At 61.5% G+C, this 12828-nt stretch carries 14 protein-coding genes and 2 tRNA genes; 10 read left to right on the top strand and 6 right to left on the bottom strand.

From position 1 onward, the window contains the following. A complete protein-coding gene (locus ACYQ3G_RS17855; protein ID WP_459828189.1) occupies window positions 1-189 on the top strand; it encodes a hypothetical protein in 189 nt (62 codons plus the stop codon). A gap of 5 nt (window positions 190-194) precedes the next feature. Here ACYQ3G_RS17855 and ACYQ3G_RS17850 read toward each other — a convergent pair whose 3' ends face one another. Further along, window positions 195-371, bottom strand: coding sequence for a hypothetical protein (locus ACYQ3G_RS17850; protein WP_459828187.1), 177 nt, complete (start codon window positions 369-371; stop codon window positions 195-197). Between the two features lie 348 nt (window positions 372-719). Here ACYQ3G_RS17850 and ACYQ3G_RS17845 point away from each other — a divergent pair, with 348 nt between their 5' ends. Continuing rightward, complete coding sequence (locus ACYQ3G_RS17845) at window positions 720-2018, top strand: HAD-IIB family hydrolase (protein WP_459828184.1); 1299 nt, start codon at window positions 720-722, stop codon at window positions 2016-2018. 58 nt (window positions 2019-2076) lie between these two features. Here the strand turns inward: ACYQ3G_RS17845 and ACYQ3G_RS17840 are convergent, their stop codons facing one another. The 4 genes from ACYQ3G_RS17840 to ACYQ3G_RS17825 form a co-directional block, all read right to left on the bottom strand. Then, the gene (locus ACYQ3G_RS17840; RefSeq protein WP_459828182.1) at window positions 2077-3273 is read right to left on the bottom strand and encodes a GAK system CofD-like protein; all 1197 of its coding nucleotides are present in this window, start codon (window positions 3271-3273) and stop codon (window positions 2077-2079) included. 109 nt (window positions 3274-3382) lie between these two features. Next, window positions 3383-3970, bottom strand: a complete 588-nt coding sequence (locus ACYQ3G_RS17835) for a hypothetical protein (protein ID WP_459828179.1) — start codon at window positions 3968-3970, stop codon at window positions 3383-3385. Between the two features lie 142 nt (window positions 3971-4112). Then, window positions 4113-4188 (bottom strand) — tRNA-Phe (locus tag ACYQ3G_RS17830). 161 nt (window positions 4189-4349) lie between these two features. Then, window positions 4350-4425, bottom strand: a tRNA-Phe gene (locus tag ACYQ3G_RS17825). A gap of 486 nt (window positions 4426-4911) precedes the next feature. On the opposite strand from ACYQ3G_RS17825, the gene ACYQ3G_RS17820 reads away from it, so the two are divergent. Continuing rightward, entirely contained in the window at window positions 4912-6219 is a 1308-nt protein-coding gene (locus tag ACYQ3G_RS17820) for a TolC family protein (protein ID WP_459828176.1), read from the top strand. 42 nt (window positions 6220-6261) lie between these two features. Here ACYQ3G_RS17820 and ACYQ3G_RS17815 read toward each other — a convergent pair whose 3' ends face one another. After that, a complete protein-coding gene (locus ACYQ3G_RS17815; protein WP_459828174.1) occupies window positions 6262-8697 on the bottom strand; it encodes a Lon protease family protein in 2436 nt (811 codons plus the stop codon). 259 nt (window positions 8698-8956) lie between these two features. On the opposite strand from ACYQ3G_RS17815, the gene ACYQ3G_RS17810 reads away from it, so the two are divergent. The 7 genes from ACYQ3G_RS17810 to prfA all read left to right on the top strand — a co-directional run bounded on the left by ACYQ3G_RS17810 (window position 8957) and on the right by prfA (window position 12828). Beyond that, on the top strand, window positions 8957-9220 hold the full coding sequence (locus tag ACYQ3G_RS17810) for an AtpZ/AtpI family protein (protein WP_459828171.1): 264 nt from the start codon (window positions 8957-8959) through the stop codon (window positions 9218-9220). A 46-nt stretch (window positions 9221-9266) separates the two neighbouring features. Further along, the gene (locus ACYQ3G_RS17805) at window positions 9267-9608 is read left to right on the top strand and encodes an ATP synthase subunit I (protein ID WP_043775758.1); all 342 of its coding nucleotides are present in this window, start codon (window positions 9267-9269) and stop codon (window positions 9606-9608) included. A 2-nt stretch (window positions 9609-9610) separates the two neighbouring features. Then, entirely contained in the window at window positions 9611-10315 is a 705-nt protein-coding gene (atpB, locus tag ACYQ3G_RS17800) for a F0F1 ATP synthase subunit A (RefSeq protein WP_028577815.1), read from the top strand. A 57-nt stretch (window positions 10316-10372) separates the two neighbouring features. After that, on the top strand, window positions 10373-10696 hold the full coding sequence (gene atpE / locus ACYQ3G_RS17795; RefSeq protein WP_028577814.1) for an ATP synthase F0 subunit C: 324 nt from the start codon (window positions 10373-10375) through the stop codon (window positions 10694-10696). 84 nt (window positions 10697-10780) lie between these two features. Continuing rightward, complete coding sequence (locus tag ACYQ3G_RS17790) at window positions 10781-11425, top strand: redox-sensing transcriptional repressor Rex (protein ID WP_028577813.1); 645 nt, start codon at window positions 10781-10783, stop codon at window positions 11423-11425. 98 nt (window positions 11426-11523) lie between these two features. Continuing rightward, window positions 11524-11733, top strand: a complete 210-nt coding sequence (rpmE, locus tag ACYQ3G_RS17785) for a 50S ribosomal protein L31 (protein ID WP_028577812.1) — start codon at window positions 11524-11526, stop codon at window positions 11731-11733. 33 nt (window positions 11734-11766) lie between these two features. Next, entirely contained in the window at window positions 11767-12828 is a 1062-nt protein-coding gene (prfA, locus tag ACYQ3G_RS17780; RefSeq protein WP_459828165.1) for a peptide chain release factor 1, read from the top strand.

The raw sequence follows: 12828 nt of genomic DNA, 5'->3' as shown, positions 1-12828 counted from the left end.
ATGAGCGGGAAGATCATCGAAGCGGAAGGAATCCTGGGGAACTTCGAGGCCAGGCGCCGGATCGAGGAAGAGACGGCCGAGTCCAAACCCGTCGGCCGGGTCCGCCCCCGCATGAGGGAGACGACTCCCGGCTCAGCCGCATGGAACGAAATCCACACGGCGGAGCGGCTGGTGGACGAGGAGGGCTGACCCCGCTATTGGCGGAGCAGTTCGATGGCGGACATGGCCAGGCGGCCGACGTTCGCGATGGCGTCCCACCAGTGGTTGACCAGAGTGGCCAGGGAAAAGGCGGTCAGGAAGAACAGTACGGTCCAGACCCGGTGGATGATGGCCTGGAGGACTCGTGTGAAAAGACTCGGTTTTGAAGCCATGGTGATCCTCGTGTTGGAAGAAAAGGTCCGGCGTTGTTCTCGGCCATCTCCGGCAGCAGCGGCGGGGTGCGAACACCCCGCTCTCTGAAAATGGCCGGTTTGGCGCTGCATGTTTCGCAGCGGTCCGTAACGCGAACCTTTGGCGTAACCTTATAATAATACGTTGAATTCTGCTAAAAGTAAACGCGAAATGCCTTTCTGTGCCGTGTCTGCGGTACCGTCAAACACGTCGCAAACCCTCATCCCCAAAAGAATCACATGCCACAGACATTCACCCGGCCAAATCCGGGTTTTGACATATGCGCCTTGGATAGCCTTTTCGAAGGCCACGAGCCTCGTTTGGCGCACATGCGGGACGCAGAAATCTTTGCCCGCGACCTACGGCCCGTCTTCGGCCTGGAAGCCGGGCACGGCGCCCTGCTCGAACGTTCCGCCTTGCTGCACGATATCGGCTATGCGCCAGCCTTGCGCCGTTTCGGCTATCATCCCCTGGACGGGGCCCTTTTTCTGGACGGGCAGGGGGAGCACCCCTGGGTCGTGGAGGGCGTGCTGCGCCACTCCCAGGCGGACAGGAAGACCGACCGGTTTCCGGGCGTGACCGAGGAATACGCGATTCGCACGCCGCTTCCCGAGGCCGACTGGCTGGTGCGCGCCGTGACCGTGGCCGACTGGCGCGCGGCCGGGGTCGGGGGCCGGGTGTCCTTTGCCAGACGGTTCCAGGACATCGCCGTGCGCAACCCGCATAACCCGGACAAGGTCCGTCGGGCCGGGATCATGGTCGGGGAGGTTCGCAACTGGTTTCTGGGGCAGGCCGAGGCTATGGGATTGGAGCGCCCGCTGCCGTGGGTCTTCTGCGACGTGGACAACACGCTCATCCGGCCGGGCGACGGCCTCTCGGATGCCGCCAGGGCCGCTGTCGGCTCGTACCGGCAGGCCGGTGGGGAGTTTTCCCTGGCCACAGGCAAGCACCCGCTGAGCATCCAATCGCTGGTCCGGGAACTCGGGCTTGCCTCGGATCAGATCGCGGCCAATGGAACCTGCCTGCTGGGCGCTGGCGGGGTGACGGTCCTGGATCATCTCGGTGAGGCGGGCGAGCGCCTGCGCGCAGTTCTTGAAGGCATGGGGCTGATCATCGCCGTCTACCGCGAGGACGGCATCGAACCCGGCCGCATGTGGGACGGCGCCCTGGACGAGGTCTTCGACCGCTACGCGGAAATCCGGCCCGTGCGCACGCCCTTGTCCGGCCGGGTTCTCAAGATCCTCTGCATCACGGACGGCGACGACCTGCGACGGGAGGCGGAACTTCGGCGACTGGCGGCCGAGGCGGGTGTGGATTGCTGCCGCAGCGACAGACATTTTTTGGAGTTTCTCCCCCGGTCCGGAAACAAGGGACTGGCAGTGCGCACGGTCCTGGAGGGCCGGAACTGGCCGGTCCTGCATTCCATCGCCATCGGCGACACGGAAAACGACGAGCCCATGTTCGCCATGTGCGGCGTCTGCGCAGCCGTGGCCGGTGCCACCGAGGGCGCAAGGCTCGGCGCGGACTGGACTATCGGGCCCTGCGAAGCCGACGGCGTCGCCAGATTCCTCGACCACCTGCGCGCTTGCGGCGGGTGGAGGGCGTTGCGCTCGGATATGACGTTGTAGCGGGGGGGGGCCGTATGATGCAGGCCGATGCGTTCGCAGAGCGTGTCGGCCTGCTTTTTTATGCCAGGGAGATCAGGGCCTGGCAGAGCAGATGGGGGTCGATGGCGCCTGTTTCACGGACCGTTAGTGACGTCTTGATGATTCTCAGGCCCAGGGTTGCCAGTTCGAGTTCCAGATTCTCGGCGCCGCGATAGGTGATGCATGGGTCGAGCAGGACGGCGTCGAGGACGTCGCCAACGGCGATGGCGTTCGGGGCGTCGGCCTGCAGGTGGCGGAGCAGGGTGCGGACCTGGTCCGCCAGGGACAGTCCGATCGCTTCCGGGTCGGGCAAGGTGTTGGGAACGAAGACCTTGGGGCAGGGCGTCCTGCTTATGGTCGCGCCCACTCCCGCAGGGAGCAGGTTGGCGACGAGGGAGCTGTAGAAGCTGCCGATGGGGTAGCAGATGAGGTCGGCGCCGCCGATGCAGGCCCGGATTTCCCCGCGGATCGGCGGGCGGACGGGAGCGTTGTCCAAGGCCTGGTCCACGAGGCACAGCTCACGGATGGCCCTGCCCAGGGGTCTGGTTTCCTTGCCGGTGATGAGGTGCTGGCCGATGATGAGCTCGCCGCCTTGCAGCCGGGCTCGCAGATGCAGATTCGAGTCGAGCAGGAGCCTCGCTTCGCCCCGTGCTTGGACAAGCTCGGAGAAGATGCCGACGATGGGATCGAGGTTCCGCCCGTTTTCCAGGTAGCCGGCAGTGAGGAAAAGGTTGCCGATGCAGGCGCCGCGAAGGTCGAATTGCGGGCCGGCCGCCCGCTGGAAGATCTGCAGATGGTGCCGTACGATTTCACGCAAGGGAGCAGAAACATTGGCGATGAGCGGGTGACTTCCGTGCGCCAGGGTTTCCAGTTCGGCCCAGAGCTGTGCCTGGGGTGCGTTCTTGGGCAGCCGATGGGCGAAGAGTTCGTAGATTTCCGCAAACTCGTGCAGGGTGCGGTCGGCCAGAGCCATGAGCCGGTTGCGCAGATCGCCCACGGCCGGCATCCCGAAGTGTCGGCGCAGGACCGCCGAGCTGCCACCGGAGTCGAAGGGGGTGACAAGGTGTACTGAATTGCGGGTGTACGCGACCAGCGCCCGGCTTGTATCGGTGAGCGCCGTGCCGCCGGTGAAGAAGAGGATGCGGGGGCCGAGGTCCGGGGCGCGCAGGGCACTGGCGAGGCGTTCCGGGTCCGGGATTCGGAGTTCCCGGACGATGGGGGTTGCGGGTGTGGTCATGCTGTTTCCGACGGGCGGCTAACCGCTGGTGGACACGCCTGAGGCGGCTCGCCGTCGAGAAGTCACGGCAGGTGTCCGGTCTTACGCTCGGCGAGGGGTTTGCGCAGGCTTACTGGTGCGGCGGCGCGGGATCTTCGAACCGGTCCTGATCACCGGTGTCGGCGTTGCGGATGGTGTTCACGATGCGCTGCAACTGGTCCGAAGTGATGATCCGCTGCGAGTGCAACCATTCGAATTTCTGGATTTCCTCCTCGGGATCGTTGCCGAAGTCGATGTTGCCGTACCAGTCCAGCAGTTGCTTTTTTCTGCGTTCCCGGATTTCCGACATGATGCGCTCGAAGTTTCCGTCATGCATGATGGCGATTTCGCCTTCATCGGAATTCAGGGAAGTGATGTTCGTCTTGAGGGCGGCGTGCAGCAGGAAACACAGCCCCCCTGGCAGCATGAAGATGGCGCCGAGGAGGTCGCCGCGGATCATGGTGTACGCGGCCTGGGCCATTCCCCATGCCGCAAGCAGGATCGCGCCGCTGAAGAGCGTGCCGTTTCGTTCCGACGTCATGCGTGGGTCCATCCCGATGGAGCCGTAAGGCAGCTGGAAGGAGTGGGAACCGTAGGCGTCGGCTCTGGTGTAGGTCAGAGCGTCCTGCTCGAAGTCGAAGGTGATGGTGGTGGAGTAGCTGCGCTGGGTGATGTTCATGGCCAAAGTCTCCTGAATCGCAAGCTGTGCATGGAGAGGCGGTAGGTCGATGCGGCGGGTTCGTCAAGGCGTGATGCGCGGCAGAGGGGCTTCGCCGAGGCCTGGAAACGAAAAAAGGCCGCGTAATGCGGCCTTGCGTACATGGTGCCGGGGGACAGAGTTGAACTGCCGACACGGGGATTTTCAGTCCCCTGCTCTACCGACTGAGCTACCCCGGCGCAACGGAAGCCCGTTACTATGGAAAACCAACGTCTTTGGCAAGTCGAAAAATGCACTTTGGCCGCTTTGGCGCGCCCACCCGTTCCGTGCTGTTTCGGGGACGCCATGCCGCCGCCTCTCAGCGAAGGAAAAGGCCGCTCGATGAGCGGCCTTGATCTCGTGGTGCCGGGGGACAGAGTTGAACTGCCGACACGGGGATTTTCAGTCCCCTGCTCTACCGACTGAGCTACCCCGGCGTCGTTGGGTGAGAAGCGCTTTTATGCAAAGCTCTGGGCGAAGGCAAGCAGGAATTTTCGTTCCGAACGTATTTCCTGCCAAAAGTCTTCGCACCCTGTCCCGCGATCCGGTCATGGTCTGGGCACGACCTGCGGGAGGCAAGCGTGCGCCGGGCGAATTCGAGATCCGTCAGGCTTCTGAACCGAGGCGGAAATCGCGGTTGACGTGATTAGTGATGCTTCGTGGGGCCGTGTTCCTTGTGCAGGAAGTAGACGATCAGTCCGACGATGCCGAGACCCAGGCCGAGAATGAGTCCTGAAAACATGGGATGCCTCCTCTTGATATTGATCTGATCCCAAAATATATGGCAGAACCTGCTTGACTTCAAGTTCTTTTCTTCACAAGTCTTGGCCCGGCCGCCGAGGTGGCCTTTTCGCTTCATGGGGAGTACAGGACGTTCGATGCGTTACACACTCCCGCAGGCAAACGATTTTGGAGCACGTTTTATGAGAATATCACGGATCTGCGCATTTCTCGTCGCCGCATTGTTCCTGGCCGTGCAGACGGCTGCGGCTGAAACCATGACCATGAAGGACGCGGTGGCGGCTGGGCTCAGCCACAACCCATCCATCCTCGCTGCGCGGGAAGCCCTCATGGCCGCCGATTACGCGGTGAGGTCGTCCAAGGCGGCCTTCGGACCCGCGCTCAGCACGCAGTACGGCTACACGCGCCTTGACGAGCGTCCGATGTCCTACGGCCGGACCGTGGGGACCCTGGACAACTGGGAACTGGCCTTCAACGTGCACCAGCCCCTCTTCACCGGCTTCAACCTGCTGACGACCTATGAGAAGTCCCTGCTGCAAAAGGAGCAGGCCGCGTCGCAGATCGACAACGCCGAACTGCAGCTGACCGTGGCCATCCAGGACGCGTTTCTGCGGCTGCTGCAGGCGCGGGAGAACGTGCGTTCCGCCGAGGACTCGCTGGTTCGCCTGCGTTCGCAGTTGAAGGTCAATACCGCCTTCTACGAAGTGGGGCTGCGTCCGAAGCTCGACATGCTGCAGGCCCAGGTGGACGTGGCCACGGCCGAGCAGTTGCTGTTGGCCGCCCAGAACAGCGTCGACACCCTCTCGGCGCAGCTCAACACCCTGATCGGTCGGGACGCCAGCGCGGAGGTGGAGTATGTCGGTGCGCTGGAATATTTTCCCGTGAACCTGAGCCTTGAGGATTGTCTTGAGCGGGCGTTGAAGAACAGGCCGGATCTGACCATCGCCCGTCAGACCGTCATGGTGGCCGAGAAGGATGCCAAGCTTGCGGCCGTGCCGTACTACCCGCAGGTCGGGGCCGACTTCAACTATGTCCGGGCCGGCGAGAATCCTGCGGTCGACGGAGGGGACTATCACACGCCCAGCGAGTGGAATGCGCAGGTCGGCATGAAGTGGACGTTTTTCGAGTGGGGCAAGACCTACTACGCGGAAAAGGGCGCGAAGAAGAACGTGTCCCGGGTCATGCAGGAATATCAGAATTTGGAGAACGAGGCGACGTTTGCGGTCAAGGAGAGCTTCCTGCAGATCAAGGAGACGGAGAAGCGCATCGCCGCCGCCAAGGAGGGTCTTGTGGCCGCCAAGGAGAGCTATCGCATGGCTGTGGCCCGGTACGAGGCCCAGGTCGGTACGAACACGGACGTTCTCGACGCCCAGGCGTCACAGACCCAGGCGGAAGCGAGCCTGAACGGGGCCATGTCCGCCTACGAGCGGGCCGTGGCCGGTCTGTACGGCGCCATGGGCGAGAAGAACGCCGAGCTGCTGCCCCGGTAAGCGGCCATACGCGGAAAAATGAACGTCAGAGCCCGGGTGCCCTCAGGCCCCGGGCTTTTTTGCGGCCTTGCGCCTGGGCATGGCGCATTTCTTGTCGGCCAGGACCGCCAGCTCGGACAGCCTTTCGTCCACGGCGCCATACAGGGACTTCGGCGAGAACCGGCCGTCCTTGAGGCGCGTGCCCGCGCGCATGCCCGTCAGAATCTCCATGGCCTCCTCGATGGTACTCACGGGGTGGATGTGGAACTGTCCGTCCCTGACGGCCTGCAGGACGTTTTCGCGCAGGACCAGGTGGACGATGTTGTCCCTGGGCAGCAGGACGCCCTGTTGTCCCGTCAGCCCGCGTCGGCGGCAGACTTCGAAGAACCCCTCCACCTTGTGCGTCACCCCGCCCACGGCCATGATGGCCCCGGACTGGGACACAGCCCCGGTGAAGGCGAGGTCCAGGCGGATGGGCACCCCCGAGAGGGCCGAGAGAAGGGCGGCCAGTTCGGCGCCAGAAGCCGAGTCCCCGTCCACATGGGCGTAGCTCTGCTCGAAGCACAGGCTTCCGGTGAGCACGATGGGTTTGTTGCGGGCGAAAAGATTCACGAAGTAGCTCTTGAGGATCATCATACCCTTGGTATGGATGGGCCCCCCGAGTTCCGCCTCGCGTTCGAGGTCCATGATGCCGCCGTGGCCGACGCCCACGGTGCAGGAGATCTGGTGCGGCAAGCCCATGACGTAGTCGCCGACCTGGGTCACGGACAGGCCGTTGGCCACGCCGACCCCTTCGCCCTGGGTCCGGACCTTGATGGACTTGCGGTCGTACTCGCGCAGGAACTCCTCCTGATAGAGGTTGGTGCGGTATTCGCGTTCGTCCAGTGCCTGCTTGACGATGGGGGCGTCGATGGTCTTCCTGTCCTGGCCCGCGGCGATGGCGTTGGCCTCGATCATGATCTCCCGCAGGTGCGAGAAGTGCAGCGAGAGGCGTTCACGGTCTTCGGCCATGCGCGTGGAGTAGTCCACCAGTTCCGCATAGGCGTCCTTGGTGAAGCCGCGCAGGCCGCTTTCTCGGGCGGCGCGGTCCAGGGTCTGGGCGTAGCCCGTGATGGACTCGGCCGTGCGTTCCACGGTGTCCTGGATGTGGGCCTTGATCTTGAATATCTTCCGGAACCGCTCGTCGTGCATGTACAGCAGTTCGTAGGTCTCGTCATCGCCGATGAGGATGACCTTGAGGGAGAGCGGGATGGGGTCCGGGCTGATGGTCCTGGTCCGCAGGATGTCGTAATGGTCCGTGGGGTCATCCAGGTTCGAATGCCGGTTGCGCAGGCAGCGGAGCAGCCCTTCCCAGGCGACGGGATGGGCCAGGAGGTCCTCCACGCGGAGGATGAGAAACCCCCCGTTGGCGCGGTGCACGGCGCCGGCCCGGATGAGGGAGAAGTCCGTGTAGTAGGTGCCCCATTCGGTTTCGCGTTCGATGCAGCCGAGGAGGTTGAAGAATCCCGGGTTGATCTCCTTGACCACGGGCGCGCCGGTCAGAGTGGAGTTGTCCACGAAGAGGTTGACGTCGTAGCGCTGGAAGTAGGACTCTGAAATGTTTTCGCCCTGCTGGTCCGACGGGGAGCGCTGTTCGCGCTCCGGGCGTCCCTGATAGTGCGACAGGTTTTCGAGCACGTCTTCCTTGAACGCGTCGAAGTAGACCTTCAGAGCCTTGTTCTCGGAGAATTTCTTGCGGATGGGGCCGAGCAGGCGGTCCACCAGGCCCGCGGCATGTTCCTGGGCCAGCTGCAGTTCCTTGGCCCGGAACTCCTGCTCGCTGCGGTTCACCTGGCGCGAAAGGTCGGCGATGGTGTTCAGGACGGAACTGCTCTGGTCCTTGATGACTTTCTTGCGGGAGGAATCAAGGCGCTCGAAGTCCTCGGAGCTGAGAACCTTGCCGTCCAAGAGCGGAGTCAGGGAGACGGCGCCCGCCTCGTCGATGTTCAGGCTGAACCCTTTCCGCTGGGCAGCCTCCTCCATCTTGTCCATCAGGTCGTCGCGCACGACGGCAAGCTTCGTGAACAGCTTGTTTTGCAGGCGCAGATAGGTGGCCTGTTCGAAATGGCGGGGCAGGTCGCGGCGCAGCCGCTTGACCATGCGCTGCATGTAATCCTTGAATATCTTGCCCTGGCCGGCGGCCAGGCTGACCAGAACCGGCTTGTCCGGGTTCTCGAAGTTGTTCAGGTAGACCAGGTCGGGCGGCGTGGGCGCGGTGCGGGCCTGCGGCAGGAGAAAGTTCTCGACGAGGTAGGTCCGCCCGAGTCCCGGTTCGCCGGCGACATATATGTTGTACTCCAGGCCCGGGATGGACAGGGCCATCTCCAGGGCCTTGCGGGCCCTGTTCTGGAAGAGGCAGACGGGATTGACGTCGTTGCGGATGTCGGAACCACGCAGGATTCTTCGCGGGTTGGGCTCTATGGCGAGTTGGCGGACTTTGAGTTCGGCGGTGTTTTTCATCGGTGCTCGGTGCGGGGCTGCCCCCAGGTTATTGATTTTGTGTCCGCATAGTGCGAATGAACGCGGCTTGCAAGCCGCCCGGGTCGGGCGCCAAGCCGCGGGCCCGTCGCGGCGTGAGGCTTCCCGGCGGCGGGACAGGAGAATTCGGTTTTGCGCAAAACTTTGATTGACGCGAAGTTGGGGGCTGTGGTAGCCCCATTTTCGGTTTGTGATTTATTGCACGAATGCTTGGGCCCTGGCGGCCCTCTGAGATGACCCAATGTTTTTCGGTAAGAAAAAAAATAAGCATTTCCAGTCATTGGGTCTAGCTTCCATGATGGGGATCCACCTCGTGTCCGGCGTGATCGTTGGCATGGCGATGGGATACTATCTGGACAGGTTTTTTGACACGAAGCCTTGGCTGACGCTCCTTTTCCTGATTTTCGGCATCATCGCCGGCTACAGGAACATGTTCCGGGAAATGGGGCGTATCCAGAGAAAGGAAGCGGAAGCCGATGCTCCGGACGCTGACGAAAAGGATTGAGCGCGCCCTGTACGTACGTGGGTTTCATGTGCCCGAGGTGCGCAGGATGGCGGCTCAGCAGGTATACTTCCTTTTCGCGGCGGTGCCGGCGCTGGCGCTGGGTTCCCGCGGGGTGGACTTCGCCGCGGGGGTAGTGCTGGGGACGTTGAACTTTCTGGCCTTGGCCCGGTTGATCCAGGAGTTGGTATACGTCCGCAAGGGCGCGGTGGCGGTCCAGATGTTCAGCTTCTACGGACGACTCGCCCTGACGGCCCTGGCCATCTACGTCCTGGTCGTCATGAACGGCTCCTCGGTAGTTTGGTTGCTGATCGGTTTTTCAACCGTTCTGATAAATATTTTGCTTTGGGGAATGTCACAAATTTTGGGGAAAACTTCTAAGGAGGCGTAAAGATGGCAGGGGGTTTACATCCTATTTTCTTAGTCGAGGAAGCGGTCAAGGCCATTGGACTCGTCGATGCGCACGGCCACAGCCTGATACCGGGCAATGTCCTCTACTCCTGGACATTCATGATCATCCTGATTCTCGTTTCGACCATGGCCACCAAGAAGATTTCGCTGGTCCCGAGGGGGCTGCAGAACTTTTTCGAGTTGCTGGTCGGCGGGCTGGAAGATTTCGTGGTCGCGAACATGGGTGAGGACGGCCGGAAGGTGTTTCCCGTTCTGGCGACGCTTTTCATCTACATCCTGACCTGCAACCTGGGCGGCCTGTTCCCCGGTAACGACGCGCCTACGGCGAACATCAACACGACTGCCTCCATGGCCGTGTTCGTCTTCGTGTATTACCAGTACTGGGGCTTCAAGATTCATGGCACCCATTACATCCACCATTTCACCGGCCCCATGATCTGGATGGCGCCCTTGATGTTCCCCATCGAGGTCATCGGCCACTTCGCGCGCATGCTCTCGCTGTCGCTGCGTCTTTTCGGAAACATCCGCGGTGAGGACATCGTTCTGGCCCTGCTGTTCATGCTGGCGCCCATCGTCTCCACGGTTCCGATGTACTTTCTGTTCATGCTGGCCGACGTCATCCAGGCCTTCGTCTTCTTCATGCTGTCCATGCTCTATCTGAAGGGCGCATTCGAAGAAGCTCACTAATTCGGGGGAAATGGTCATTCGACCAAAACATTATACTTTATTTGGAGGATTTTCATCATGGGTAAGAAGTTCGTTTCCGTTCTGGCCACTGTCGCCCTGGTCGCCGTCGCTTCCTGCGCTTTCGCTGCCGAAGCCGCTCCTGAAGTCATCTCCACCATCTCCTGGGCCGCCGCCCTCGGCATGGCCATCGCCGCCGCCGGTTGCGGTATCGCTCAGGGCCTGGGCCTGAAGGCTGCTTGCGAAGGCACCGCCCGCAACCCCGAAGCTTCCGGCAAGATCACCGTGACCATGCTGATCGGTCTGGCCATGATCGAATCTCTGGCCATCTACGCCCTGGTCGTCAACCTGATCCTGCTGTTCGCCAACCCCTTCGTCGGCTAACTGTTTGCGTAATAAAGGGGAGGTGCCACCTCCCCTTTTTTTAGCATCATCACGCAGAACGCGAAGAGAGTTATTGGAGTTATTTTGAAAAGCGCTCACATCCCACGCGCCACCATTCAAAGACTGGCCGTCTACGTCCAGGTCCTTGAAACGCTTTTGCAGGAGGGTGACTCCGTCATCTCCTCCGACGGGCTGGCTCGCGCCTGCGGTGTGAATCCTTCTCAAATCCGTAAGGATTTGGCTTACTTCGGAGAGTTTGGCGTGCGCGGGGTCGGGTACTACGTTCAGGACCTCCTCACGGCGATCAAGCAGTCCCTGGGCATAGACCGGACCTGGAACGTCGCCCTCGTGGGCGTCGGCAACCTGGGCCGGGCTTTGCTGCGGCACGGGATTTTCAGGCGCCGCGGGTTCATCCTTGTCGGCGCGTTCGATTGCGATCCCTTCAAGATCGGCGAGGAAGTGGCCGGCCTTGAAGTCGTCTGTTCCAGGCGCCTCAAGGAAAAAGTCCACGAACTCAACATTGAAATCGGCATCATCACGACTCCCCCCGAGCGCGCCCAGCGTGCTGCGAACTATCTGATCGAGGCCGGTGTCCGCGGCATCGTCAACTTCGCACCCGCCCGCATAACCGCTCCGGAAAACGTGGCCGTGGAATATGTGGATTTCATGCACCACATTTTTTCTGTCGCGTTCAACATTTCCCTCAATCAGGCCAAAGGGATCTCATAGAACCTTTGCAGGCCGGGATGTGAAATCCCACAAATTCGACTTGCCAATCGTCTTCGAGTGGTATAGTTGTCCTCTCTCTTTTGAAACTGGAGGTTCTCATGAAAAAAGATCTGCATCCCAAAGTCTACGAAACCAAGGTTCGTTGCGCCTGTGGTTATGAGTTTGTCACCCGCACGGCCATCGGGCCCGAGCTGGGGATCGAAATTTGTTCCCACTGCCACCCGTTTTTCACCGGTGAGCAGCGTTTTATCGACTCCGCTGGCCGCATCGACCGTTTCCGCAAGAAGTACGCCGGTCTGAATAAGTAGTTTTTCAGCTGGTTGAAAATATCGTAGGCCTTTATGATCACAAAGCTTGAAAGCCTGGCAGCAAAATATCGCGAGCTTGAGCGTGAACTGAGCACTCCTGAGATTTTTCAGGATCAGGATCGCTATATCAAGATCGCCAAGAAGCATGCCGAGCTGGATGAGGTCGTGAAGGCGTTCGAGCGCTACAAGACACTTCTGCGCGAACTTTCCGAGAATCAGGAATTTGCCAAGGACCCTGACCCGGAGCTCTGCGAGTTGGCCCAGGCCGAAATCCCGGCGCTCAAGAGCCGGATCGAGGAGCAGGAGCGCCTGCTCAAGCAGTTGCTGACGCCCAAGGATCCCCTGGACGAGAAGAACATCATCCTGGAGATACGGGCGGGCACCGGCGGTGAGGAAGCCGCTCTCTTTGTGGCCGACGTGTTCAGGATGTATTCCCGATACGCCGAGCTGCACGGTTGGCGCGTCGAGGTGCTGAGCAGCAGCGACACCGGCACGGGCGGTTTCAAGGAAATCGTCGCTTCGGTCTCGGGCAACAGCGTCTACAGCAAGCTCAAGTACGAGTCCGGTGCGCACCGCGTGCAGCGGGTGCCGGCCACGGAAAGCCAGGGGCGCATCCATACCTCGGCCATTACCGTGGCGATCCTGCCCGAGGCCGAAGAGGTCGATGTGAAGATTGACCCGAGCGACATCCGGGTCGATGTTTTCCGGTCGTCGGGTCCAGGCGGGCAGTCGGTCAACACCACGGACTCGGCCATCCGTATCACGCACTTGGCGACGGGCCTCGTCGTGACGTGCCAGGATGAGAAGTCGCAGCACAAGAACAAGGCCAAGGCCTTGAAGGTACTGCGCTCGCGCCTGCTGCAGGCAGTTCAGGACGAAACGAAAAAGGCCTACGACGACAACCGCAAGGCTCAGGTCGGCACGGGCGACCGCTCCGAAAGAATCCGGACCTACAATTACCCGCAGGGACGGATAACCGACCATCGCATCAACCTGACGCTCTACAATCTTGATCAGGCCATGGACGGGCACATCGATGAGATCATTGACGGCCTCGTCCAGCATTATCAGGCCGAAGCCATGAAACAAAGCTGA

This window comes from Desulfomicrobium salsuginis (genome assembly GCF_054657795.1).
Note: the sequence above shows the minus strand (reverse complement) of the source record. Positions and strands in the feature narration are given on the sequence as shown.

What these genes read in the sequence shown, in the direction of transcription:
- ACYQ3G_RS17810 (WP_459828171.1), top strand. Translation starts at nt 8,957, where the DNA reads ATGTTTTTCGGTAAGAAAAAAAATAAGCATTTCCAGTCATTGGGTCTA.
- rpmE (WP_028577812.1), top strand. Translation starts at nt 11,524, where the DNA reads ATGAAAAAAGATCTGCATCCCAAAGTCTACGAAACCAAGGTTCGTTGC.
- ACYQ3G_RS17820 (WP_459828176.1), top strand. Translation starts at nt 4,912, where the DNA reads ATGAGAATATCACGGATCTGCGCATTTCTCGTCGCCGCATTGTTCCTG.
- ACYQ3G_RS17805 (WP_043775758.1), top strand. Translation starts at nt 9,267, where the DNA reads ATGGCGGCTCAGCAGGTATACTTCCTTTTCGCGGCGGTGCCGGCGCTG.
- ACYQ3G_RS17850 (WP_459828187.1), bottom strand. Translation starts at nt 371, where the DNA reads ATGGCTTCAAAACCGAGTCTTTTCACACGAGTCCTCCAGGCCATCATC.
- prfA (WP_459828165.1), top strand. Translation starts at nt 11,767, where the DNA reads ATGATCACAAAGCTTGAAAGCCTGGCAGCAAAATATCGCGAGCTTGAG.
- ACYQ3G_RS17845 (WP_459828184.1), top strand. Translation starts at nt 720, where the DNA reads ATGCGGGACGCAGAAATCTTTGCCCGCGACCTACGGCCCGTCTTCGGC.
- ACYQ3G_RS17815 (WP_459828174.1), bottom strand. Translation starts at nt 8,697, where the DNA reads ATGAAAAACACCGCCGAACTCAAAGTCCGCCAACTCGCCATAGAGCCC.
- atpE (WP_028577814.1), top strand. Translation starts at nt 10,373, where the DNA reads ATGGGTAAGAAGTTCGTTTCCGTTCTGGCCACTGTCGCCCTGGTCGCC.
- ACYQ3G_RS17835 (WP_459828179.1), bottom strand. Translation starts at nt 3,970, where the DNA reads ATGAACATCACCCAGCGCAGCTACTCCACCACCATCACCTTCGACTTC.
- ACYQ3G_RS17855 (WP_459828189.1), top strand. Translation starts at nt 1, where the DNA reads ATGAGCGGGAAGATCATCGAAGCGGAAGGAATCCTGGGGAACTTCGAG.
- ACYQ3G_RS17840 (WP_459828182.1), bottom strand. Translation starts at nt 3,273, where the DNA reads ATGACCACACCCGCAACCCCCATCGTCCGGGAACTCCGAATCCCGGAC.
- atpB (WP_028577815.1), top strand. Translation starts at nt 9,611, where the DNA reads ATGGCAGGGGGTTTACATCCTATTTTCTTAGTCGAGGAAGCGGTCAAG.